23 protein-coding genes and 1 pseudogene are annotated in these 21,795 nt (G+C 49.6%); 13 read left to right on the top strand and 11 right to left on the bottom strand.

Annotation, left to right across the window (positions count from 1 at the left end):
• Window positions 1-7 precede the first annotated feature (7 nt).
• Genes JVX88_RS06425 through JVX88_RS06405 form a run of 5 tightly spaced genes read left to right on the top strand, consistent with a single transcriptional unit; the run spans window position 8 to window position 5,030 of the window.
• Window positions 8-1,786 carry an FAD-binding oxidoreductase gene (locus tag JVX88_RS06425; protein ID WP_211626506.1) on the top strand — a complete coding sequence of 593 codons (1,779 nt, stop codon included), beginning with the start codon at window positions 8-10 and terminating at the stop codon, window positions 1,784-1,786.
• Complete coding sequence (locus JVX88_RS06420; RefSeq protein ID WP_211626505.1) at window positions 1,780-2,634, top strand: lysophospholipid acyltransferase family protein; 855 nt, start codon at window positions 1,780-1,782, stop codon at window positions 2,632-2,634. Before JVX88_RS06425 ends, JVX88_RS06420 begins: the two co-directional genes overlap by 7 nt.
• Window positions 2,618-2,788, top strand: a complete 171-nt coding sequence (locus JVX88_RS06415; RefSeq protein WP_211626504.1) for a hypothetical protein — start codon at window positions 2,618-2,620, stop codon at window positions 2,786-2,788. Before JVX88_RS06420 ends, JVX88_RS06415 begins: the two co-directional genes overlap by 17 nt.
• Before the next feature lie 4 nt (window positions 2,789-2,792).
• A complete protein-coding gene (locus JVX88_RS06410) occupies window positions 2,793-3,746 on the top strand; it encodes a bifunctional riboflavin kinase/FAD synthetase (RefSeq protein ID WP_211626503.1) in 954 nt (317 codons plus the stop codon).
• Between the two features lie 36 nt (window positions 3,747-3,782).
• A complete protein-coding gene (locus tag JVX88_RS06405; RefSeq protein WP_211626502.1) occupies window positions 3,783-5,030 on the top strand; it encodes an ABC1 kinase family protein in 1,248 nt (415 codons plus the stop codon).
• Here the strand turns inward: JVX88_RS06405 and JVX88_RS06400 are convergent.
• The 3 genes from JVX88_RS06400 to def are packed head-to-tail and all read right to left on the bottom strand — an operon-like array spanning window position 4,950 to window position 7,614.
• A complete protein-coding gene (locus JVX88_RS06400; RefSeq protein ID WP_211626501.1) occupies window positions 4,950-5,477 on the bottom strand; it encodes a hypothetical protein in 528 nt (175 codons plus the stop codon). The genes JVX88_RS06405 and JVX88_RS06400 overlap by 81 nt on opposite strands.
• A gap of 15 nt (window positions 5,478-5,492) precedes the next feature.
• The gene (pruA, locus tag JVX88_RS06395; RefSeq protein WP_211626500.1) at window positions 5,493-7,061 is read right to left on the bottom strand and encodes an L-glutamate gamma-semialdehyde dehydrogenase; all 1,569 of its coding nucleotides are present in this window, start codon (window positions 7,059-7,061) and stop codon (window positions 5,493-5,495) included.
• A gap of 31 nt (window positions 7,062-7,092) precedes the next feature.
• Window positions 7,093-7,614 carry a peptide deformylase gene (gene def, locus JVX88_RS06390; protein WP_211626499.1) on the bottom strand — a complete coding sequence of 174 codons (522 nt, stop codon included), beginning with the start codon at window positions 7,612-7,614 and terminating at the stop codon, window positions 7,093-7,095.
• A 118-nt stretch (window positions 7,615-7,732) separates the two neighbouring features.
• Between def and JVX88_RS06385 the strand changes: the two genes are divergently transcribed.
• The 4 genes from JVX88_RS06385 to JVX88_RS06370 all read left to right on the top strand — a co-directional run bounded on the left by JVX88_RS06385 (window position 7,733) and on the right by JVX88_RS06370 (window position 10,135).
• Window positions 7,733-8,584 (top strand): sterol desaturase family protein, encoded by an 852-nt coding sequence (locus JVX88_RS06385; protein ID WP_211626498.1) that lies wholly within the window; start codon window positions 7,733-7,735, stop codon window positions 8,582-8,584.
• A complete protein-coding gene (locus JVX88_RS06380) occupies window positions 8,581-9,309 on the top strand; it encodes a DUF3298 domain-containing protein (protein ID WP_211626497.1) in 729 nt (242 codons plus the stop codon). Before JVX88_RS06385 ends, JVX88_RS06380 begins: the two co-directional genes overlap by 4 nt.
• Before the next feature lie 15 nt (window positions 9,310-9,324).
• Window positions 9,325-9,732, top strand: coding sequence for a cobalamin B12-binding domain-containing protein (locus tag JVX88_RS06375; protein ID WP_211626496.1), 408 nt, complete (start codon window positions 9,325-9,327; stop codon window positions 9,730-9,732).
• Window positions 9,733-9,829: 97 nt separating this feature from the next.
• On the top strand, window positions 9,830-10,135 hold the full coding sequence (locus tag JVX88_RS06370) for a hypothetical protein (protein WP_211626495.1): 306 nt from the start codon (window positions 9,830-9,832) through the stop codon (window positions 10,133-10,135).
• Window positions 10,136-10,239: 104 nt separating this feature from the next.
• Here the strand turns inward: JVX88_RS06370 and JVX88_RS06365 are convergent, their stop codons facing one another.
• Complete coding sequence (locus JVX88_RS06365; protein ID WP_211626494.1) at window positions 10,240-10,674, bottom strand: hypothetical protein; 435 nt, start codon at window positions 10,672-10,674, stop codon at window positions 10,240-10,242.
• Between the two features lie 267 nt (window positions 10,675-10,941).
• Between JVX88_RS06365 and JVX88_RS06360 the strand changes: the two genes are divergently transcribed.
• From JVX88_RS06360 to JVX88_RS06350, 3 genes are all read left to right on the top strand, one after another.
• Window positions 10,942-12,264, top strand: coding sequence for an amidohydrolase family protein (locus JVX88_RS06360; protein WP_211626493.1), 1,323 nt, complete (start codon window positions 10,942-10,944; stop codon window positions 12,262-12,264).
• Entirely contained in the window at window positions 12,264-13,547 is a 1,284-nt protein-coding gene (locus tag JVX88_RS06355; RefSeq protein WP_211626492.1) for an amidohydrolase family protein, read from the top strand. Before JVX88_RS06360 ends, JVX88_RS06355 begins: the two co-directional genes overlap by 1 nt.
• Before the next feature lie 74 nt (window positions 13,548-13,621).
• Window positions 13,622-13,966 (top strand): hypothetical protein, encoded by a 345-nt coding sequence (locus JVX88_RS06350; protein ID WP_211626491.1) that lies wholly within the window; start codon window positions 13,622-13,624, stop codon window positions 13,964-13,966.
• 106 nt (window positions 13,967-14,072) lie between these two features.
• Here the strand turns inward: JVX88_RS06350 and JVX88_RS06345 are convergent, their stop codons facing one another.
• A complete protein-coding gene (locus JVX88_RS06345; protein ID WP_211626490.1) occupies window positions 14,073-14,402 on the bottom strand; it encodes a transposase in 330 nt (109 codons plus the stop codon).
• 4 nt (window positions 14,403-14,406) lie between these two features.
• Window positions 14,407-14,712, bottom strand: a pseudogene (locus JVX88_RS06340) (integrase core domain-containing protein); the annotation flags it as partial.
• 213 nt (window positions 14,713-14,925) lie between these two features.
• On the opposite strand from JVX88_RS06340, the gene JVX88_RS06335 reads away from it, so the two are divergent.
• Window positions 14,926-16,863, top strand: a complete 1,938-nt coding sequence (locus JVX88_RS06335) for a protelomerase family protein (RefSeq protein ID WP_211626488.1) — start codon at window positions 14,926-14,928, stop codon at window positions 16,861-16,863.
• Window positions 16,864-17,204: 341 nt separating this feature from the next.
• On the opposite strand, the gene JVX88_RS06330 is transcribed toward JVX88_RS06335, so the two are convergent.
• The 5 genes from JVX88_RS06330 to JVX88_RS06310 all read right to left on the bottom strand — a co-directional run bounded on the left by JVX88_RS06330 (window position 17,205) and on the right by JVX88_RS06310 (window position 21,614).
• Complete coding sequence (locus JVX88_RS06330; RefSeq protein ID WP_263975474.1) at window positions 17,205-17,591, bottom strand: CpeR family transcriptional regulator; 387 nt, start codon at window positions 17,589-17,591, stop codon at window positions 17,205-17,207.
• A gap of 512 nt (window positions 17,592-18,103) precedes the next feature.
• On the bottom strand, window positions 18,104-18,862 hold the full coding sequence (locus JVX88_RS06325) for a phycobilisome rod-core linker polypeptide (RefSeq protein WP_211626487.1): 759 nt from the start codon (window positions 18,860-18,862) through the stop codon (window positions 18,104-18,106).
• A gap of 108 nt (window positions 18,863-18,970) precedes the next feature.
• Window positions 18,971-19,711, bottom strand: coding sequence for a phycobilisome rod-core linker polypeptide (locus JVX88_RS06320; RefSeq protein ID WP_211626486.1), 741 nt, complete (start codon window positions 19,709-19,711; stop codon window positions 18,971-18,973).
• 141 nt (window positions 19,712-19,852) lie between these two features.
• Entirely contained in the window at window positions 19,853-20,713 is an 861-nt protein-coding gene (locus JVX88_RS06315; RefSeq protein ID WP_211626485.1) for a phycobilisome linker polypeptide, read from the bottom strand.
• Between the two features lie 346 nt (window positions 20,714-21,059).
• Window positions 21,060-21,614, bottom strand: coding sequence for a phycobiliprotein lyase (locus tag JVX88_RS06310; RefSeq protein WP_211626484.1), 555 nt, complete (start codon window positions 21,612-21,614; stop codon window positions 21,060-21,062).
• Between the last annotated feature and the right edge of the window lie 181 nt (window positions 21,615-21,795).

The following is a 21,795-nucleotide window of genomic DNA, read 5'->3' as shown; positions in this document are numbered from 1 at the left end:
TTTTATCGTGGAAAATAATTTGATCACGCCCGAACCGATCGCAATCGGCGAGGACGAACGAGAAAGTTACGAAAATTGGGGCTTTGCCGATACGGCGTTTGCGGTGAATGAACGTGGCAATGTGACCATACTCGGTACACGTTACGAATTGAGCGGAAAAGAATTACCACGACTATTGCCTTGGATACGCGAGGTTTTGAATGTCAATGTTGATACGAGCGACGTGTTCAAAAGCTCTTACCCGACTGCGGTGCCGGCTCCAGTGCGCAATGAGGATTTTCTTGACCACATTACGAAAACAATTACGGCAGACCGTATAAGTTTCGACGACGAGATTCGTTTGCGGCATGGTCACGGGCACACGCAGGAGGAAATGTTCGCGATCAAATACGGTCGGATCGGGCGCATTCCAGATTTTGTAGTTTATCCGATCAGCGAAGACGAGGTTGCTGAACTCGTTACTGCGGCCGATGCTAACAATGTTGTGCTGATCCCGTTTGGCGGCGGTACGAATGTGACCGACGCGCTTCGTTGCCGTGAAGATGAATCGCGTATGGTCGTATCGGTCGATATGCGGCGGATGAATCGCATTCGCTGGATAGACAAAGAGAATATGATGGCGTGTATCGAGGCTGGTGCTGTCGGCCGTCATATAATGCAAGGCCTTGCAAGGTACGGCGTTACGATGGGCCACGAGCCGGACAGCGTGGAATTTTCAACACTGGGCGGCTGGATCGCGACCAACGCGAGCGGGATGAAGAAGAATAAATACGGGAATATCGAGGATATTGTGCTTGACGTAACCGTAGTCGGAAGCGAAGGAAAGCTTGAACGCCGGAAACCGTCGCCGCGTGAATCGACCGGCATTGACCTACGCCGTTTGCTGTTTGGTTCGGAGGGAACATTAGGCATAGTAACGTCTGCGATCGTCAAACTTTTCCCACTACCTGAAGTTCAGGAATACGGATCGGTCATATTCCCGAATTACGAGAGCGGCTTCGCATTCATGCGTGATCTAGTTCGTGAATCGACGCCGCCAGCAAGCTGCCGGCTAGTTGATAATCTGCAGTTTCAATTTGGACAGGCACTGAAACCGGCATCCGAGAGTTCGCTTGACGCCCTAAAGGGCAAGGCTCAGAAATTTTTTGTTACAAAGGTAAAAGGTTTTGACCCGTATAAGATGGTCGCGCTGACGCTAGTTTTTGAGGGCACACGGCATGAGGTCGATGGGCAGAAACGCGACGTGTACCGGATCGCAAAACGCCACGGCGGGATGAAAGCTGGAAGCGAGAACGGGCGTCGCGGCTATCAGTTAACTTATAGCATCGCATATATCCGCGATTTTTTGATGAACTACCACATCATTGCCGAATCATTTGAGACGAGCTGTTCCTGGAGTGATGCACTCCCGATTTGCGTGAACGTGAAAAAACGCCTCCTTGATGAATACGCAAAACGTGGCCTTCCGGGACGACCTTTTGTTACATCGCGTATAACCCAGCTTTATAAGACCGGCGTGGCTATTTATTTCTATTTCGGGTTTTATTTCAAGGGAGTCGATGACCCCTCGCATGTTTATTTGGAGCTTGAAAATATTGCCCGCGAAGAGATCTTGGCAAACGGGGGATCACTCTCGCATCATCACGGCGTTGGAAAGATCCGTGAGCAGTATCTGCCGGAAATAATGTCCGAAGCGATGCTCAAATGGAAAGGCGACGTTAAACGAGCCCTCGACCCAAACAATATTTTCGGGGTTGGGAATCAGAAGTTGGGTAGAGGATGTTGAGAGCTGAACGACTGATCGAAATTATCAATAGCCGACTGCCACGTCGCGACGTTACAGACCCGCCACTGTGGCAGATAGAGAAAACGCGGTTTCAGTCAAACATTTGCCGCGTTGCTTTATTGCCGCTCGGTGCGTTACTCATCTTTTTGATGAAATACGTTCGGGGGTATCGCATTGAAAACATGGCGACGATCCGCCGACAATTTCGCGAAATATGGGCGATGCGCGAACGTGAGAATGTACCCCTAGTGATCTGTGCCAATCATCTTACGTTCATTGATTCAGCGTTGCTGATCTGGGCATTTGCGTCAAACTTCTGGTACGTCCGCAATTACCGCGCGATGATGTGGAACATACCGGCAGGCGATTTTTTTAAGAAAAATCCTGTATATCACGCCGTCCTTTATCTGACGAAATGCATTTTTATTGACCGCAAAGGCTCAGCCGCACACAAAAATGCGGTGCTCAATCTTTGCCGATATTTACTCAGCAAGGGCAATATCGTATTGATATTTCCAGAAGGCCAGCGTAGCCGCACCGGCCGATTTGATATTGAACGATTGCGTTTCGGCACCGGAAAGATCATCAATGCTCTTGGACGCGCGAAAGTACTCTGCGTGCATATTCGCAGTCCGAAACAGAGAACATTTTCAAATTACCCACCGAAAGGAGCACATTTTCAGATACGCACTCAGGTTATTGAACCGACGATCGATACTGCGGATACGCCAAAGATTGCGAGTATCAGCATCGTCAAACAGATCGGTGAGGAAATACGAAAAATGGAATGCAGTTTTTTTCTTGAAAATCCGAATGCATTAGGCCGTGAAGATGATTACAGTTCGTAAGTATCTGTATCATCTGGTTTTTGTGCGACTAGAATGGGCGATGTTTACGGATACCCGGATGCCTGATCACATCGCCGACATGATATCACCTGATTTAACCATCGCGGATTATGTGAGAAACTACCTGGTAACGGACAGGCATCGCGGCGATTGACGGAATGAAGATCTTTCACGGTACAGAGAACGCGAATATTCAAAAGCCGACCGTCTTGACGCTCGGCGTTTTTGATGGGCTACATCTGGGGCATCAACGGATAATGCAGACTGTCGTCGAACGTGGAAAAGCGGTAGAGGCAGTTGCGACCGCGATCACATTTGACCCGCATCCACGTGCTGTTTTGCACCCGGAGTCCGCACCACCGCTCTTGCAGACCCTTGACCAGCGGCTTGCGAATCTTGAGGTGCTTGGCATCGAGCAGACCATTGTAATTGCCTTTGACCGTGAGTTTGCCCAAAAGCCGGCCGAAGGTTTTGTCCGCGAAATACTCCACGAAAGGCTGCAGGTGAAGGAGGTGCATCTTGGCAAAGACTTCGCCTTCGGGCGTGGTAGAGGCGGGAACATCGAGCTTCTAAGGAGAATGAGCGGCGAACTCGGGTTTTACGCCGAAGAAGTTCCCGAAGTTCGGCTCCGCGGACATCGGATCAGCTCATCAAAGATCAGGCAGCTTTTGAGCGAAGGGAAGATAAATGTTGCACGGCGGATGCTCGGCCGGCCGTACGGCGTTGAAGGCGTGATCGAGCGCGGGGCACAACGCGGCCGGACCATTGGCTTCCCGACCGCGAATCTTCGTCCGCACAATCGTGTGATACCTAAGTTCGGCGTTTATGCGACAGCAACGCTGGTAGAAGGAACGTGGCGGAGAAGTATAACCAACATTGGTATCCGGCCTACATTTGAAAAGGATGCTGAGCCCTCTATCGAATCTTACATCTTTGACTTCGATGGTGATCTTTACGGCGACGTACTCCGCGTAAGATTCCTGCACCGCATTCGCGACGAGCATAAATTCACTGGAATAGATGAGTTGCGGGCACAGATCGAGCGTGATACCGATCAGGCAAGGAACTATTTCAGACGTCCGGGCGTAAAGAATATGCTTGAAATACTTTGATGCAAATCCTTAGCATCGGACCGCATCGAAAAAGGCTTGGACAGCGAAGACGTTATCTGGATGAAGCAAGTAAATGAAGAACAAGCCATTGCAGTGATCGAAAAGGTGCCGATGCCCCTCGACCGTAACGGAGGAAATGGCTCGCGCCCAATGATCGCCACGGATAAATTGCCGATCGCAAAATACGTAACGAACGATCAGCGGATCGCAGAGGAGAAGTTTCTTGCAAAGAAAGAAGCCGAGGTCGAACGACGCTATACCGGCATTCGCGGATGGTTTCGAATTGTGCATGTCTCGGCGGTGATCGGTAAACTGGCGCTTTATCTTTACCTTGACCAATACGAAATGCATCGTAAGGGCCAGCTTCGCCACGCACGCGAGCGAATGAAGACGGCCGAGCGTTTGACCCGGGCAGCTGTGTATGGCGAAAAGCTATACGGTATTCGGCTTTGGTTCTTTCATAAGATAATGCTCTTGCTTCGCCGCATTTTTCTTGGAGGCGAACTAAACCGCGAGGCGAACCAAGAGAAACAGGCCGTTTGGCTCAAGGAAAAACTGATCGAGCTTGGGCCTACCTTTATAAAGATCGGACAATCGATGGGCACGCGGGCAGACCTACTTCCATTGCCGTTCGTTATTGCGCTCGGGGAATTGCAGGATAATGTACCGCCATTCGATAACGAGATCGCTTTTGCTCGGATCGAGAAAGAATTAGGGCGGAAGATAAACGATGTCTATAAGGAATTTGAGTTAAAACCCGTTGCAGCGGCGTCGCTCGGACAGGTCTATCGGGCACGGCTTCATACCGGTGAAGAAGTTGCGGTTAAAGTACAGCGGCCAAACCTTGAGGCTACGATCAAAGGCGACCTTGAGATACTGCGAAAGGTAGCGGATTTTGCCGAACGCTTTCCGCAGCTTAATGAGAACGCTGATTGGTCCGGGATGCTCCGCGAATTTAATGAGACCATACACGAGGAGATGGACTATGCTGCCGAGGGGCAGAATGCGGAACGATTTCGTGCTTCATTCAGCAACTGGCAGAATGTTCACGTGCCGCGGATCTATTGGAATGCTACTACCTCAAAAGTGCTGACGATGGAATACATACACGGCACCAAAGTTACTGACCTTGAGCGGCTTCGCACGCAGGGTATCGCGCCGGAAAAGGTCAATCGGCTTTTGATCCGGACCTATTTGAAGCAATTACTCGAAGACGGGTTCTTTCACGCCGATCCGCATCCCGGCAATTTGCTCGGCAGCGACACGTTCAGCAGGTGTCGGTAAGCGACGTACGCCGCTTCCAGGCTTAGAAAGTTTCGCATTGGTCGCGAGGGCCATCACCTTTCCGGCAAGTTTTGTCCGAGTCGATGTAACAGTTACCTGAGCCATATTCTTCGAACACTCGGAGGTGTGATCAGAACTTTTCACCGTAACAGTACCATTTCTTGCTCCGCCGAAGATAAGGTCATATCGAGTGCCTGGACGATAATATCGGGAATTGAATTCCTTTACTACGCTCTCAGGATCAGAGCCATCCGCAGGAGCCTCCATCATCCCTTTATCGATGTATCCGATGGGTTCGATCATCTTGCCGTCGTTCAATACTGCAAAAATGATCGGCTTTTGGATGACAGCATTCGTTGTCCGTTGTTGACCAGAGGCCGGCACATGGCCCACAAAAAGGAACACGAATAAACAACCTGACAAAAATACTTTTGATATGCCTTGCATCAATTCCTCCGAACCTCAGATCTTTTGCGAGATCGTCTTACCCTGCATAAATTGCAGCAGGTATTCACGCCCGCCTGCCTTCGAATCCGTGCCGCTCATATTGAAGCCGCCAAACGGATGAACCCCGACCAGCGCACCCGTGCATTTGCGGTTCAAATAAAGGTTTCCTACATGGAATTCACGCCGCGCCCGATCCAATCGCTCCTGCGAAGCTGAATACACCGAACCGGTCAAGCCGAATTCCGTACCGTTCGCGATCTCCAATGCATGATCGTAATCACGAGCTTTTATGACGGCAAGAACAGGTGCAAAGATCTCTTCCTGTTCGATCGTGTCTCCGGGCTTAACGTTGTCGATTATTGTTGGGAGAATAAAGTAACCCTGCGAATCATCACCGGTGCCGCCGGTAACGATTTCCCCACCTTCGGCAACACCTTTTTTGATGTAATCCAGCGTCTTATCAAAAGCACGTTGGTTTATCACTGCCGCAACATTCGTATCACCTTCCGTAGGCTGCCCAACCTTAAGGTCTTCCGTAAGCTTTATGACCTTTTCGAGAAGCTCATCGTGAACCTTCTCATCCACGATCAAACGAGAGCAGGCCGAACATTTTTGCCCTTGGAATCCGTAGGCAGCTTGCACAATGCCGACAGCCGCTGACTCTAGGTCTGCATCATCTGTTACGATAATTGCATCCTTTCCTCCCATTTCTGCAACGACACGCTTTATCCAGATCTGGCCAGGTCGGGTTTTTGCGGCTTCTTCGTTGATGTGGAGTCCAACTCCTTTAGAACCTGTGAACGAGATAAATCGTGTTTTCGGGCTTGTTACCATTGCTTCGCCGGTCGGCGGCCCACCGGTAAGAAAATTTACCACGCCCTTTGGTAATCCTGCCTCCTCTACGATCTCGATGAACTTTGCCGCAATCGTCGGAGAATCGGAGGAAGGCTTGAGAACAACGGTGTTTCCAGCAACCACAGCGGCCATCGTCATACCCGACATTATTGCAAGCGGAAAATTCCAGGGTGGTATAATTGCTCCGACTCCAAGCGGTATATATTCAAGGCTATTATCTTCACCAGGGATCTTTGTGATCGGCTGTTCTTGGGACCAACGGAGCATTTCCCGTCCGTAGAATTCCATGAAATCGATCGCTTCTGCGGTATCTCCATCTGCCTCAGCCCAAGTTTTCGCCACTTCTAGCACCATCAATGCGGAAAGTTCATGTTTTCGCTTTCGCATAATGTCTGAGATCTTAAAAAGATACTCCGCCCGCTCAGCAGCTGGAACAAATCGCCACGTCTTGAAAGCTTCTGTGGCCGCGTCTATAGCCTTCTCAACAAGCGAAAGATCCTCGTCAGTCTCAGAAAACACCCCGATCACCTCATCTTTATTTGCCGGGTTGTAGCTCTGGAATTTGGTCTCTAGCGTGATCTTCTCACCATCGATCAAACATGGATATTCGCGGCCTAACTCCGACCGCACCTGCTCGATCGCCGCTTTCATCGCCTTAGCGTTCTCCGGCTTCGAAAAATCTGTGAATGGTTCGTTCCTGAATTCGTCTAATACTCTTTGTGTTTGCATAGCTTTTACCTTTTGTGGATCTTGCCCGATCTCATTCCCATTTTCCTGTTCGTTGTAATCGCTTTATCTTTCTTTTTGCTAACTCTCGCTTCAACACGGTCATTCTGTCCAGAAAAACAATACCGTCGCAATGATCTGTCTCGTGCAAAACACACCTTGCGGCAAGGTCTTTGACATCTAATTCGAACTCCGTTCCTTCGACGTCTTGAGCCCGAACTATAACGCGCATATCGCGTTTAACCTGTTGATATAGTCCGGGAAACGAAAGACAGCCCTCATCTCCGAGCTGTTCTCCTTCTACGTGTATGATATTTGGATTGATGAACGCATATTTATCGGAGCCGCCTTCTTTGTTTGGCGTGTCCATAACGAATACCCGCTCTGAGATCCCAACTTGAGGAGCTGCGAGCCCGACGCCGCCAGCTTTGTACATCGTCGCAAACATATCGTCAACCAATTTTTTCAGCTGGCTGCCAAAACCTTCTTCCGTTACCGGCTTGGCGACGGATAACAAGACCGGGTCGGGATAATGAACGATCTTCAGTTCGGACATAAAGAATAATTATATCACGCCTTTCCTGTGAGTTTAATTTAACGAAAGGTCCGTATGGATCTCTGCCTCAACGAACTACCTTTCCGTTTTGAACGATCCGTTATAAAATGCTTCTGCTGTGCTAAAGCCGACGATAATCGCGATCCCGGTCTTCGCCCTTTTAATCGGGCTCGAGGCATGGTACTCGCATCGGCGTAGAGCGAATGCGTATGAAGCACGTGATGCATGGACGAACATTTTCGTCGGTTTTGTAAGTGTAGGTTTCGGGATACTATTTGGCGTATTCGTTGCGGTGATTTACACAGCCGCTTACGAACTTGCTCCATATAAATTTCCAGCCGATGCCTGGTGGTCGTGGGTATTACTGTTTTTCGTGGATGATCTTGCGTACTATTGGTTCCACCGCGTAAGCCACGAGATGCGGCTTTTTTGGAACTTTCACGTCGTACATCATTCAAGTGAACATTACAATCTAAGCGTTGCCGTCCGGCAGAGTTGGTTTTCAGGGCTCCTCCATTGGATATTCTATGCTCCAATAATGCTTCTGGGCTTTGCCCCCTGGATGTTCGCCTTGATGCACGGTTTTAATCTGATTTATCAATTTTGGATACACACCAAGTTCATAAAGACCCTTGGGCCATTGGAATATGTGCTGAATACACCCTCACATCATCGGGTTCATCATGGGGTTAACAATCCCTATCTGGACAAGAACTACGCCGGTGTTTTGATAATTTGGGATAGATTATTCGGCAGCTTTGTCCCAGAATCAGAAGAGCCGAAATATGGAATAATCAAACCGATCAAAAGTTTTAACCCGCTCTGGATCAACACGCACGGATGGGTGGAAATGCGCGACGCTATGCGCCAACGTCGGACGCTGCTCGGAAAATTGAAATGTATTTTCGGCTCCCCAAATATGGATATTGAGGAACTCGCACAGAACGTCCGCGCTGCACAAAATTCATGATCAAACATATAACTCTCTTAATCCTGTTCGCTTTCTTATGTATCACACCTGCTTTCGCCCAAACGCTCACCATCACCAAACGCCCAGTGACGTATAAAAGGCCAAAACCGCACTCTGAATATAAACGCACGTTCAAGATCAACTACCCGGTTGTCAGGGGGACAACGCCTGCGGTCGCCAAACGTATTTCTGCAGAGCTTGATTACTTCAAGCTTTTTGATTTTTCTCTAAAAGACGAATTGAACGAGATCCAGTGGTTAGACGAAGCTGATTTCGCGGTCAAATTCAATCGGGACGGGTTGCTTTCCGTCGATCTTTGGATCGAAGGTTCGAGTGCCTATCCTGACGGTTCTACAAAACACGTGGTGATCGATAGTAAGACTGGAAAACGTGTACGACCGACCGACGTTTTCAAAGATCTGACAGGACTTGCGAGAACCATCGATGCCCAATTGCAGCGATCAATTCAGCAAGCAATCGCCGAAGCAAAAGAGCGAACCGATATCGACGATGTTGATATTTCTGATCTCCTCGAGGGGAAAGTGTTTGCTGTTGAAAACACGGAAGATTTTACTGTAACGGCTGATGGCGTAACATTTTTCTATGATTTCGGCTTTCCGCGAGTTATACGTCCACTTGAGCCGAATGAAGAATTCCAACTGGATTGGCAAACACTTCGCCCTTACATACGTGCTGACGGTTTGCTCGGAAGGTTTATTCGTTAATATACTAATCCGCAGATGAGCGAAAGAAAGATTCGTGTTTTAGTGGCTAAGCCTGGGCTGGACGGCCACGACCGCGGCGCAAAAGTTATAGCCCGAGCCCTTCGCGATGCCGGGATGGAAGTTATCTATACCGGCCTTAGACAAACACCTGAAATGATCGCGGCGGCTGCACTACAAGAAGATGTTGACGCTGTGGGTATTTCGATCCTTAGTGGGGCACACAAAACGCTTTGCCCACGTATCGTTGAGCTTTTGCGGCAGAACGGAATGGACGACACGTTAGTACTGGTTGGTGGCATTGTTCCCGGAGAGGACATTCCGGAACTCAAATCAAAAGGCGTCGCAGAAGTATTTCTACCAGGAACATCCACAGAAGATATTGTTTCCTTCATCCGGGCAAATGTAAGGAACGGCATAAATTAAGCGATCTTTGATCTTTATTCATTCTGCTACCGAGAATTACGATTCGAACGCTTGTTGAACTAAATCTGATAATTACACATGGAGTCGATTTGAAAATATGTTGAAACTCAAGACCCTCTTCTTTGCCACCGTTATGATGCTATCGCTAGTTTTTATTGGCGGAAGCATTTCTTCTTCTGACACCTCTATGCAGGCAAATGCTGCTCAGACACGTGTTAAGCGGAAACGTCGTCCAGGAGCTATTCGGACCGTTGCCCGCGGAACAAAACGTGTTGGTCGCGCCACTTACCGCGGCGGCCGATGGGTTACTCGCCGCGTTTATCGCGGTGGCCGATGGGTAACTGTGAGAACATGGCAGGGTGGACGAAAGGTCGTAAGCCGAAGTAAAAAGATTATTTATTGATCTTTTTATTGGAAAAAACTAGGCATGCATGAGAAATGGGCAGCGATCACATCGACTGCCCATCTTTAGTCTGTATATTCAAGCGATCAGAGCTTATTGATCGATCATCGGTAGAAAACTCTTCCGTTGCTTGCCCTGTAATATCTTTTACCATTCTTGGTATAAAGGTACGTTGCACCGCCACCGGCAAGTGCGCCTAGCGCCATTCCGGTTTTACCTCCTGCCCAAGCACCAAGTCCTGCTCCAAGGAGCGTGCCGCCCGCGATCTTCGCCCCGCGGCGATAATTCGAGTTATAAGCTCGACGTTTGCTTCCTTTACGGCTCGAAGCGTAAAGCAATCCGGCTCCGGCTCCTATCATCGCACCGTTTCGACCTCGGCCGATCAATGCTCCGGCCGCAGTGCTGCCGGCAACTATAGCGATATTTGTTGCAAGCCCAGGATGCTTTTTCTTCTTGCGACGCGTCTGGCCAAATGCTTCAGGAACTGCCATTGATACGGCAAATACTATCAAAAGAGTAAAAACAAAGAATTTCTTCATACATCAACATTCCCCCTGTATGCGTTTATTGCGATGTTTAGTTACAACAATTCTTGTGCCAGTTCCTTGAGCAATCCATAAAATTCCCGTTTCTACACGCTTCTACAGGCGTCTCGTCAAACATCACTATTCGACAAAATGCATATTGATGTACCTAACAAAGGAAGAATTCGCACCATTTCGTTCACGATTTCTTGACACGAACACTATTTCGTAGCACTTTATCAATACACACCTTCTATAAACCGCTTAAATGAGGAACCAAAAATGAAAAAAGTTCTTTTATGCATTTCTGCATTAGTGCTTTGCGTGTGTCCGATAATCGGACAACAAACGCCCATAGCATTTACAAATGCTCGGATCATCCCGATAATCGGACAGCCAATAGAGAGAGGAACGTTGGTCATTCATAATGGAAAGATCATCTCGATCGGAGCGAACGTCCAACCTCCTGCCGGAGCTCAGATCAGAGATATGGCCGGCAAGACGATCATGCCCGGACTTGTTGACACCCACAGCCACATCGGTGGCGGTTCCGGAGCAGATGCTTCGTCACCGATCCAGCCTGACGTGAGGATACTCGATAGCTTCAACGTCCGTTCTGCCGGTATCCAGCGTGCACAGGCAGGCGGCCTGACGACCGTTAACGTGATGCCCGGTTCAGGACACTTAGACAGCGGCCAAACGCTTTATTTGAAGCTCCGTGACAATGCAGTCAAGATCGACGATATGCTCATCTACGATAAAGATGGCAAGTATATGGGCGGCATCAAATTTGCGAATGGAACGAATTCCCTGCGGACCGGCGGCGGTGCGTTCCCCGGAACACGAGCCAAATCTGCAGCCCTCGTCCGAGCCCAGTTCATTAAGGCTCAGGAGTATCGTGACAAGATCAAAAAGGCTGGCAACGATGCGAGCAAATTACCGCCGCGAGATCTTGCGATGGAAGCCCTTGTAGAGGTGCTTGACGGAAAGCGGATGGTGCATTTTCATACACATCGGCATGACGACATTCTCACCGCTCTTAGATTACAAAAAGAATTCGGATTCCGGATAGTTCTTCAGCACGTATCTGAGGCGTGGAAGGTTGCAGATGAGATCGCGGCCGCCAAAGCTCCTGCTTCGATCATCTTTATTGATTCGCCCGGCGGAAAGCTTGAGACTGTCGATATAGATTTTAAGAACGGGGTCGCATTAGAGAAAGCCGGGGCTCTTGTCGGATTTCACACCGATGATGGTATCACCGATTCCCGCTGGTTTCTCCGCTCCGCCGGATTAGCCGTTCGAGCCGGAATGTCGCGGGACAAAGCTTTATACGCGGTTACGATGGCAAACGCCATAATGATGGATCTTCAGGATCGTATCGGTTCGCTTGAGGTCGGTAAAGATGCAGACATAGTCATTCTATCCGGGGATCCGCTCAGTGTTTACACACACGTTCTCGAAACGTGGGTTGACGGACAAAAGGTCTTCGACCGAAACGATCCGAAAGATTATATCTTTGCCGTTGGTGGACGCGGAGCGACGACTGATGAGATCGCCCATTCTGATCTGCACTGTTTTGATGGCGACCTGGGAGGTGGAAACTAATGAAAGTCAAGATGTTTAGCTCAAGTTCGCAGAAAACCGGAACATTAGCATTCCTCGATGAAGCCATAAGAATTAAGCTCGGCCGCAGCCGTTTCATTTCCCTGTTCTTTGGCATCTTTGCCGTGGTGCTTATGTCCTCCCTCGCATCTGCCCAGATCGCGGTCAAAGGTGAAACTGTGTGGACAATGGCCGGCGAACCCATCACCAATGGCGTAGTTCTCATAAACAACGGGAAGATCCAGGCGGTCGGGACCGAATCCCAAGTCTCGATCCCGGCAAATTACCGCGTGATCACGGCGAAGGTTGTAACACCCGGCCTTATCGATGCCCACACGGTGATTGGCCTGAACGGCTATTTGAACCAACCTCATGATCAAATGGCACTTGACGGCGGCGGAAGTTTCCAGCCCGAACTTCGGGCTATCGATGCTTATAACGCAGAAGAAAAGTTGGTCGAATGGGTGCGGGAATTCGGCGTAACGACCATCCACACGGGGCATCAGCCTTCCGCTCTGGTCTCCGGCCAGACTATGATCGCAAAAACGACCGGAAAGAACGTTGATGAGGCAACCATCATCCCAACGGCGATGATCGCTGCAACGCTTGGAAACGCAGCCAACGCCGGCCAGGGGCGTTCGCCTGGGTCACGATCGAAACAGGCTGCGATGCTTCGGGCCGAATTGATCAAGGCACAGGAAGCCGCAAAAAAGACGGAGCCATCAACCGATCTCAAGACCCAAATAATGGTGCGTGTAATAAAGCGAGAGGTACCGATGCTGATCACTGCGGAATCTGCCGTCGATATTATGACCGCGATCCGCATCGCTAAAGAGTTCAACATTCGGATCGTTCTCGACGGCGCGGCGGATGCACATATGCTGATCGATGAGATAAAAGCATCAGGCTTTCCGGTCATCGTTCATCCGACAATGGCCCGCCCCGGCGGTGATCGACAGAATCTCTCGCTGGAGACTGCATCAAAGCTGCGTGCTGCGGGTATCCTGATCGCACTCCAAAGTGGTTATGAGAGCTATGTTCCAAAAACGCGCGTTGTATTATTCGAGGCCGCAATGGCTGCAGCCAACGGACTTTCGAAGCGGGATGCCCTGGCCTCAATAACAATTGACGCAGCGAAACTGCTCGGGATCGATAACCGAGTTGGCTCATTGGCTGTCGGTAAAGATGCCGATCTGGCTCTTTATGACGGTGATCCGTTCGAGTGGACGACACATTGTGTCGGTACAATAATCAACGGGCGTATAGTAAGCGAGACTGTTCGCTAACTCTAGCTATGCATGATCGGGCACCTCCCATAGCCCGATCATTTTCGATCTAACCTCTAGCTTTTGTGACAGAAATGATGCTTATCCGAACTTTATTCATTTTCGCACTTTTCGTCCCTGTTTTGTTTGCACAGCAGACTGCCCCGCGTCCTGCCGAATCACCGCGCCCTGCGGCATCGGGAACGCCGGCCCCACCCTTGCCAAATGATGATCCTCCGGTAGTTACAAAACACTCTGCACGCATCGGCGGCCGTCAAATAAATTACACGGTAACGACCGGATATATGCCGATACGAAATGCTGTATCAGGCGAGACCGAAGCTCGTTATTTTTATATGGCATATACAGTTGACGGCATCTCAGATAAGCGAACACGTCCGTTGATGTTCTATCCATACAAATTGCTTGCAGATAATTAAGTATATCTCATGCATACAAATATTTTTCAAGGCTCTTATGTGGCCGAATAAAGTATGTATAGATAAACAGTTTGTATAATGGTTACTCTCTTTTAAGTAGCTCAACCTAATTAAACTTAAAACGCTTCACGGTATACCCTCCATTCCTACCTCTGTTCTCCATTCCTTCGATAATTGCATCGGCTAAATCTACCTCATCCTCAAACACCTGACTCGCCAGTTCATCCCGTTTGAGATGCAACCATTCCTCTTCAATCCGATTCATTTGAGGACTGTACGGCGGCAGGAAAAACAGAATCAGTCCTTGCTGCTGCCAACGCTGCTGCTGGAGTTGCCTCAGCTTACTGCGATGCACTGAGGCATTGTCGAGAACGATTACCGTCAGTTGTCCCGTTCGATGAAGCTGTTGACCGGCGATCTCTGCTTGCCAATCCATTAGGTTAAGCTGCTGCGGGTTGTCTTAGGGATACCCAATACTGCTGTTCGAACTGAGCAGGGGAAAGATAGTTCAACGTCGAATGCAATCTCTGTCGATTGTAGAATACCTCTATCCATTCCACTATCGTACTCTTTGCATCCTCTCTTGTGATAAATCCCCTTGAATCAATTAATTCTATTTTTAGAGTACCAAAGAAACTCTCAGCTACTGCATTGTCCCAGCAATTCCCCTTCCGACTCATACTACAACCAATTCCTGCTGTTTGCAGTGCTCTGCGGTAATCGCCACTAGCATACTGACTTGCCCTAAAAAAGTAGAAAGTTAAGTAGGCATGTCATATATAAATGCAAGCTGCCAACAGGTTAGATACACGAATAAAAAGATACGGGTATAAATAGTTTTTGAATGAGATATAGATTGCTTATATGCACAGATTCAGGTATATATTTTATATTTTCAGGTGTTATTATGTATGGATAGCAATAGTTGCAAGATAGAGAGCAAGAAGGTGGAGTAAGTGATGCGGCAGTGGCTCAAAGAATTGTTTGAGAAGCAGTATTTGCCAGCGGTTCGTTCGCTTCAAGATACACCAGAAGGTCAAACAATTGCCAAGCAGTGGGCAGAGTGGATGAAGCAGCAGTGGGTAGAACATGGATTGACGACACTACGGCAGCAGGCAGGGGTGATGCAGGAGGTGAGAAATGCACTCAAGGCGATTGACTCAGAACATATAGCGTTGGAATCAATGAAGTTTTCAACAGCGCAATGGATAGCCATTAATGAGTTGAGTCAGAAGGCAGTCGCACGACGTAATGAGCATGTAAAGCTGATTGATGACCCGGAAGCAATTGTGGCAAAAGCAGTACGATTGTTGGAATCACGAGATTGGGCAGCAGTGGCAGCAGGGCTGACAGTGCTTACCGGGCGAAGATCGAGTGAAATTTTGGCAACGGCTGAGTTCGAGAAGCAATCGCAGTGGAGTGTGCGCTTTACCGGAGCACTCAAGCGCAAAGGCGAAAGTCAGCGACTGTCGTTTGAGATTCCCACTCTGACAACAGCAGACCGAGTGATTGCAGCATTAAGGAAGTTGCGAGGGTGGGTGAACTGTCAGGGACTATCGGTCCGGCAGATCAATGCTAAGTACAGCCATGCGGTTGCAGTAGCTTGTGATAAGCACTTTTCAGGGTTAGTGCCAGTACGCGAGGGGGAAGATAATCTTTACACCCATTTGTTTCGCTCTGTGTATGGGGCAATTGCTGTGTTTTGGTATTGTCCACCAACTGTCGATGCGGATGAATTTAAGGCACAGATTCAAGGGCATTTTGCACTGTTGGATACACAAGGGAAAGAATTACGCCGATCGCTGGCCGCGGGTAGGCATTACAACGATTACAAGATTGGCGATGGTAAAGGCAATCTCGATGGCAGGCAGGGAATTAAGTTGGGGTTGGGAGGCATTGAAGTGATTGAAGCATTTGAGCGCAAGCAAGTAGCACAGATGGCAGAAGCACTGGCTCAACTACCACCCAAGAAGCAGCGGGAGGCGAAGGTGCGTTTGTGGCGCACCGATGTGGAACGGTTACAGATGTGTCTGGAGCAATTAGGGATTGTGGCAGACAATCAGCCCGACCGGATTAGCCGCTTCCTCGATTGGGTCGAGCAGCAGCTTGCGGGCAAGCAGGCGGAAGAACCAGATGCCGATATCATTCATTTGATTGATTTGGTTAAAACAGAGCAACAGGTAGATCAAACAGTGAAGCACGATGAGGGAACAACTGGGATCTCAGCAAAGGCAATCGAAGCAGTGGACAAAACACCAGTCACTTCACCTTCTCCTGAAACTACTCCACCGCTCTGGGAACAACTCTCGCAGCAGATGCTGACTCTAACCCGGCAGATGTCTCGTTTGACCGAGGTACTGCTATCTCGTGAGCAGCAGACCTCACTTGAACCAGGACAAGCACAAATCACACCCTCCATACCGCTACAATCGCCCCAGATGCAAGGGGATGAACCAGCAATTGGGATTGGGGCATCCACGATCAATCTGCATGCTACTCAGTCTAAGCAGATGAGAGGAGACACCCTCAAGCCTAATCGCTCCAGTGAAGTGGCACTCGAAAAGGTCAATGCCGCTATTGACCAGATTATCGCCTATAATGATGCACCCGGACGAGTGCGCAGCCACAGAATCATGATTGGGGTCGCTGCTCTGAAGAAGGTCCGGGTGCGGGGTGAGTTATGTGGGCAGACCACTTGGGAAGCTGTCATTGGTAAGGCGAATGCGCCAGGAACCCGCACCGCAGAAATTGAAGCACATCACAGTCACTATGGCCTAGGACTGATGCAAAACCGGTCGCGCAATACCATTGCCGGCCTACCTTCAATTGAGGATGTCGCCAACGGACGTTGGCACAAGACAGCACAAGACAGCACTGAGGCAGAATATCCTGCCTAAATACGAGCAGAGCAATCACCATCAAGGCAAATCCATTGCTCGCAAAGACATCCATACTTGTACAAAGCAAACTATTAAGTATAGCGATGTTAACCATGTTAACCGTACTTAATTTGATAGATTTAAACGAGTATAGATAGCTGCAGCACTTGGAGCTATCTATCAACCTACAAATAAACGCACCCTGCCGCTTGCGGCGGGGTATTTCGGTTCACATGGCCAAATACGAACGCCCCAAGGGTCGGGGAATCTAACCCCAAATAGCTTCAAGCGCTTTAGACGCATCAAAAGCAGAATTCACATCCGCCTTTGTGGGGGTAGGGGAGCTGCATCGATGCAATTTACGAGATGGACTCACGCCCATCAAAACGAGTTCTGAAACTACCGTATTTAACCCAATAATGTCTAAGATCATGACACGGTGTATGTAAACTTGCCTTAGCCTGGTAAAGGATCACCTGCCGATGACCGCCCATCCAGATCTTATCAATCGGCTCCACAGATATTAGAGTTCCTCCTAACACAGTCACACATTCTGTAAATCGTTCTACCGCACTATAGTCAACCGTCTCAAACACAAAAAAATGTCCCGAGCACACCAGATGGCGACTACGGATCCAGCCTTGCATTTTCTTTTGCGCTACAGGGGGCAGCATCTTAGCCTTAATGGTCTCTAGCTCGACCGGGAGCAGAGGGTTAAGCGAGGGCTTGAATGAGGGGGATGTCATCAGTAAAACTCTCCCGTTTCTCAAACCATAGAGTGCCAAAGCCTGAATCCCAGACAGGGGTGTGCGTTGATTCGTACGTTCGCACACCCAATCCGCATTTCCAACTTGCCCAGCGCGTCTCGATCACTTCTACCTCACTCACTGAATACGTTTAACAACCATTACACTCAATCCACCATAGATAGACAGATTCAACGCAGCCCCGAAACAGCAAACTTTTTCGCTTGACTATTACCGAACCATGGTCGCGACACTTTAAACACCCGAACTTAATCGGTTTAAGCATCGTTTTTTATTCAGCTTCAGCGTATAAAGTTACATTCTGCAGCCATAGATTGCGATATAAATTTGATAATCCGACCCTAATTAATCGATGCCGTCCCAGACGAGCGGGTTTCCGCACGACGATATTCGACCGTTGCCACGGTTTCGCAGACTCTTGATTGCCCAACCATCGTGCAGCCATGGACTAGCTCCACTCCAAGAGTTGACAGCTAGCCCCTATCCTCCACTCAAGTCACTTCGCTGATGCGAACAATTTTGCCACCCGTTCTATGAATGCTTTGAATTTTGGATGACAACTGCTCATAATTAACCTCTACGGTGAATCGACTACGATTGGTGCGTGGACCGAGATTGGCCGCCGCGATCGTAAGCCGGAACCGTTTGTTCGAATTAGTATAGGCTCCTGCGCCCGTTGGGGCCAGAATCGGAGTGGGCAAATTAGCCGCCAGATCCGTAATCAACTGAGCAGACCTGCCGCTATCGCTAGCGGCGAAACCACGCATCAACGCCAAACTGCGATTAAAGGCAACCGCTTTTAGTCCCGCTTGAGTTTGGCTACCGCGCTCATAGGGGACTTGATGTTCACCAAAACTGCGCTGGTATTCGTTGCTATCGAGATAGGAATCAATTTCGGCCGCATAGCCATCGCAAACATAGCGCTGCACATGTTCTGCAATTTCCGTTTGATCAATCGGGGCACGCCCTAGTAAATGCTTAAAATTCAGTTCAATAAAACGATAAGGCGAAGACGGTTCAAAAAACAGCGACCGATACAGATCCGATTGCGCCACCTGCCGCACAAACCCTCGCACCGTCAGTTCGCCTTGGCGCAGCAGCGATTCGGCCTCGGTAAGTCGCTGACTTTCCATCAGGTGTCGATTGCCCAACACCTGGCGATAAACCGCACGAATCACCGTTTGCAACTCTGCTTCGCTAGCCGCTGGCCGCAGTTCCACTGGCTCGGATGCCATTACCCAAAGTGCCATATGCAACGCTCCTAAAGGTGAATATGATTGAAGTTGAGACCAGTGGGGTGAGCATAGCCCACCCACAGATCCAGAGTCAGACCGATTCAGACGATTTCAGATCATTGCTTAGGCAATTTCAGTAATGCTGACAATCCGAGCCCCCGTGCGGTTAATCCGCTGGATTTGGGGCGTCATTTTGCTGCCAGAAACAATGTATTCAGTGGTGCTGCGACGACGCGGACTATCGAATTTTGCGCCAGTGGCCACGATCTTAAACAGCTTTTCAGTCGCAGCATAGGCTCCCCCGCGGCTCGTTGCAGGCCGAATTGGCGTCGGGCTATTGGTAGCGACCGCATAGACGAGCTGCGAGCTGCGCACCGCGCTGTCAATTTGGCTCGGACCCCGATCGAGGGCAAACATGCGGTTGTAGACCACCTGCTTTTGGCCCGGTTGGCTGACCGTGCCCCGGAAATAGGGCACCATATTTTCCCCAAATGCCGACTGATACTCTTCGCTATCAATATACGAATCGATCTCCGCATCGTAGCCCTGTTCCACACAGCGGCGGATATGCTCAGACACTTCCGCTTGATCTTGCGGCGCACGGCCCAGCAAATGCTTGAAATTGAGTTCAACAAACCGATAAGGGGCACAAGGCTCGAAGTAGCGCGACCGGTAAAAGTCAGATTTCGCCACAATCCGCACAAATTCTCGCACCGTGATCGTGCGGTTACACAACTGAGACTCAGCCGCCACCAGTCGCTCGCTCTCCATCACATGCGGATTTCCCAAAACCTGCTTATACACCGCGCGAATAATCGTCTCTACATCCTCGAGACTGCTCGTTGGCCACAGTTCTAATGACATCGATGGATCTCCTGACTAATTATGAAATGTCAACACAGCGAAATAACGCATATTGCAGAGCGCAAAATACGAGTTTAGGAATAGCAAAAAGGTCTAAAGCGTACACACACTTTAGACAATGCAACGACCGCAGAAACGCCGTTAATCGATCGGCGTGATACTAGCGATCACTCCACCTTGACGATGAATGCGTTGATATTCTTGAGATAACTTCTCGTAAGGAACCAGATAAACCTGATTACTGCGACGGAATTTAGAAATGTTGTTGACCGTATTCGAGCGGTAGCCGGTCACTTCAATCCGGTAGACCTTACCGCCTTCACTAGCGCCCACACCCAAGCGCGTCCGGGCCACACCCGGTGGCGTGCGGAAGGTCGCTCCACTGCTACCCGGAGAAACGACCGCCGTGGGGGTTGCCTGAATCACCAGCGCGTTCAACCGCGGGCTTTTACCGGCTAGGTTGCCCTTCAGCGAGCTGCTCGACGCGCCACGCACCAATTCAAACGTATGGGTAAACTGCACCATCGTCTTGCCTTGACTCTTATAGCCATGAATGTAAGGAACGATGTTTTCCCCATACCGATTTTGGTACTCATCGCCATCGAGGTAGGAATCGATTTCCGCCTCAAAGCCTTGCGTATCGAGAATGGCACTGTGCTGCTTCATTTCCTCGTAGCCATCCGGTGCTCGCCCCAGCAAATGGCGAAAATTCAGCTCAATGGCGCGATAGCGCGGCACATTCTCAAAGAAACGAGACCGATACAAATCCGACTTGGCCACAGCCCGCACAAACTCGCGCACACTCAGATCGCCCTGCTTGAACTGCGATTCCGGCACTGCCAGCCGCTCGCTTTCCATCACATAGGCATTGCCTAACACCTGCCGATACACCGCCCGAATCATCGTTTCCAGTTCGTCGGCCGAACTACCGGGCACCCGCTCCAGGGGCGGGGTTTCATCAAACAGGCTAACCCCCAATCGGGACGCTGGTCCAAAAGCCATTCACAATCTCCTGTTAAACAACAGCGGTTGAGAAGAATTGTTTCAAGATGTTAAGGAATTTCAGAATTACCCAAACGTGCAACTCGATTCCTTGGTCTTGATCATGCTTCGCACGGCCCAGAGGGCCATCGTGCCATTCCACCGTAGAGTCCCACAGAAACCCACGGTAGAAGTAGCGTTGCAGCTATTTTATAAGCTTTATACGCATTGTTATGATCTAATATTCATACAAGGTTGTAACAATGCTCATCAAGAATTGTGAACTTTGTAGCTGAGAGGGTGAGGCCACTGAGCAGCCGGTTCTAAGCAAAGTTCAGGGATATCTCAAATCGCTGCATGCAATCGCTTAATCGGCTTTTTGTTCAACCCCAAACCCCACCAGCATCACATCGGTCAGCGGTTCACCCTCAGCCGGACGGCGATAGTTCAGGATTTTGCGAATCCGCAGGCGGGGATTGACCAGCGTAATCGAGTCAACCGAGACCACTCGTGTATAGTAGGTTTTCATTAGCAGTTCCCCGGTGTTGGGGTTAAAGCGAAACTGGGAAATAATCGGACGGGCTTCCTCGTAGGCCCGGTCTCGCAGATAATCTCCGCTCAGAATCGTCTCTGCTTCGCCCTTCGGCACAAACAGCATATTCAACGCCTGCGCCACCGTTTCACCCGTTTCCGAGACCGTATTAAACTCCAGATGAAATCCCGGCAACGCCTCGACAGCCGTCGGCTCATACTGGTTATCGCGCAACACCGTTTGCTTTTGCTCTACCGTGAGCGGATGAATCACAAAATCGGTATGCGAGCGCTCCACCAGCGGCTGAGTCAAATAATGATAGGTACGCTCGGTCTTCCAGCTGCCGACACAATGGTCAAAAAATTGGTGAAACGTTGATAGGGTACTCATGAAAAAGAGAGGATGAAGGGCTAAGGTTGGTTCGCGTCGCATCTCGGTCAGAGACCTTTGCGGTTTGCGGTTTGCGGTCTCGATTTTGCAGGTTCAGTTGCAAAGGTTGAATTTGGCGAGGGTGGTTTGCACCCGATGCTAGGAGATATTGTAAGTGCTATTGGCGAGCGGACTCGCAGCG

This window comes from Leptolyngbya sp. 7M (genome assembly GCF_018128485.1).
The sequence above is the reverse complement of the archived record's forward strand: the minus strand, read 5'-3'. Positions and strand labels throughout refer to the sequence as shown.

What these genes read in the sequence shown, in the direction of transcription:
- JVX88_RS06420 (WP_211626505.1), top strand. Translation starts at nt 1,780, where the DNA reads ATGTTGAGAGCTGAACGACTGATCGAAATTATCAATAGCCGACTGCCA.
- JVX88_RS06415 (WP_211626504.1), top strand. Translation starts at nt 2,618, where the DNA reads ATGATTACAGTTCGTAAGTATCTGTATCATCTGGTTTTTGTGCGACTA.
- JVX88_RS06410 (WP_211626503.1), top strand. Translation starts at nt 2,793, where the DNA reads ATGAAGATCTTTCACGGTACAGAGAACGCGAATATTCAAAAGCCGACC.
- JVX88_RS06400 (WP_211626501.1), bottom strand. Translation starts at nt 5,477, where the DNA reads ATGCAAGGCATATCAAAAGTATTTTTGTCAGGTTGTTTATTCGTGTTC.
- pruA (WP_211626500.1), bottom strand. Translation starts at nt 7,061, where the DNA reads ATGCAAACACAAAGAGTATTAGACGAATTCAGGAACGAACCATTCACA.
- def (WP_211626499.1), bottom strand. Translation starts at nt 7,614, where the DNA reads ATGTCCGAACTGAAGATCGTTCATTATCCCGACCCGGTCTTGTTATCC.
- JVX88_RS06380 (WP_211626497.1), top strand. Translation starts at nt 8,581, where the DNA reads ATGATCAAACATATAACTCTCTTAATCCTGTTCGCTTTCTTATGTATC.
- JVX88_RS06375 (WP_211626496.1), top strand. Translation starts at nt 9,325, where the DNA reads ATGAGCGAAAGAAAGATTCGTGTTTTAGTGGCTAAGCCTGGGCTGGAC.
- JVX88_RS06370 (WP_211626495.1), top strand. Translation starts at nt 9,830, where the DNA reads ATGTTGAAACTCAAGACCCTCTTCTTTGCCACCGTTATGATGCTATCG.
- JVX88_RS06365 (WP_211626494.1), bottom strand. Translation starts at nt 10,674, where the DNA reads ATGAAGAAATTCTTTGTTTTTACTCTTTTGATAGTATTTGCCGTATCA.
- JVX88_RS06360 (WP_211626493.1), top strand. Translation starts at nt 10,942, where the DNA reads ATGAAAAAAGTTCTTTTATGCATTTCTGCATTAGTGCTTTGCGTGTGT.
- JVX88_RS06355 (WP_211626492.1), top strand. Translation starts at nt 12,264, where the DNA reads ATGAAAGTCAAGATGTTTAGCTCAAGTTCGCAGAAAACCGGAACATTA.
- JVX88_RS06350 (WP_211626491.1), top strand. Translation starts at nt 13,622, where the DNA reads ATGATGCTTATCCGAACTTTATTCATTTTCGCACTTTTCGTCCCTGTT.
- JVX88_RS06345 (WP_211626490.1), bottom strand. Translation starts at nt 14,402, where the DNA reads ATGGATTGGCAAGCAGAGATCGCCGGTCAACAGCTTCATCGAACGGGA.
- JVX88_RS06335 (WP_211626488.1), top strand. Translation starts at nt 14,926, where the DNA reads ATGCGGCAGTGGCTCAAAGAATTGTTTGAGAAGCAGTATTTGCCAGCG.
- JVX88_RS06330 (WP_263975474.1), bottom strand. Translation starts at nt 17,591, where the DNA reads ATGACATCCCCCTCATTCAAGCCCTCGCTTAACCCTCTGCTCCCGGTC.
- JVX88_RS06325 (WP_211626487.1), bottom strand. Translation starts at nt 18,862, where the DNA reads ATGGCACTTTGGGTAATGGCATCCGAGCCAGTGGAACTGCGGCCAGCG.
- JVX88_RS06320 (WP_211626486.1), bottom strand. Translation starts at nt 19,711, where the DNA reads ATGTCATTAGAACTGTGGCCAACGAGCAGTCTCGAGGATGTAGAGACG.
- JVX88_RS06315 (WP_211626485.1), bottom strand. Translation starts at nt 20,713, where the DNA reads ATGGCTTTTGGACCAGCGTCCCGATTGGGGGTTAGCCTGTTTGATGAA.
- JVX88_RS06310 (WP_211626484.1), bottom strand. Translation starts at nt 21,614, where the DNA reads ATGAGTACCCTATCAACGTTTCACCAATTTTTTGACCATTGTGTCGGC.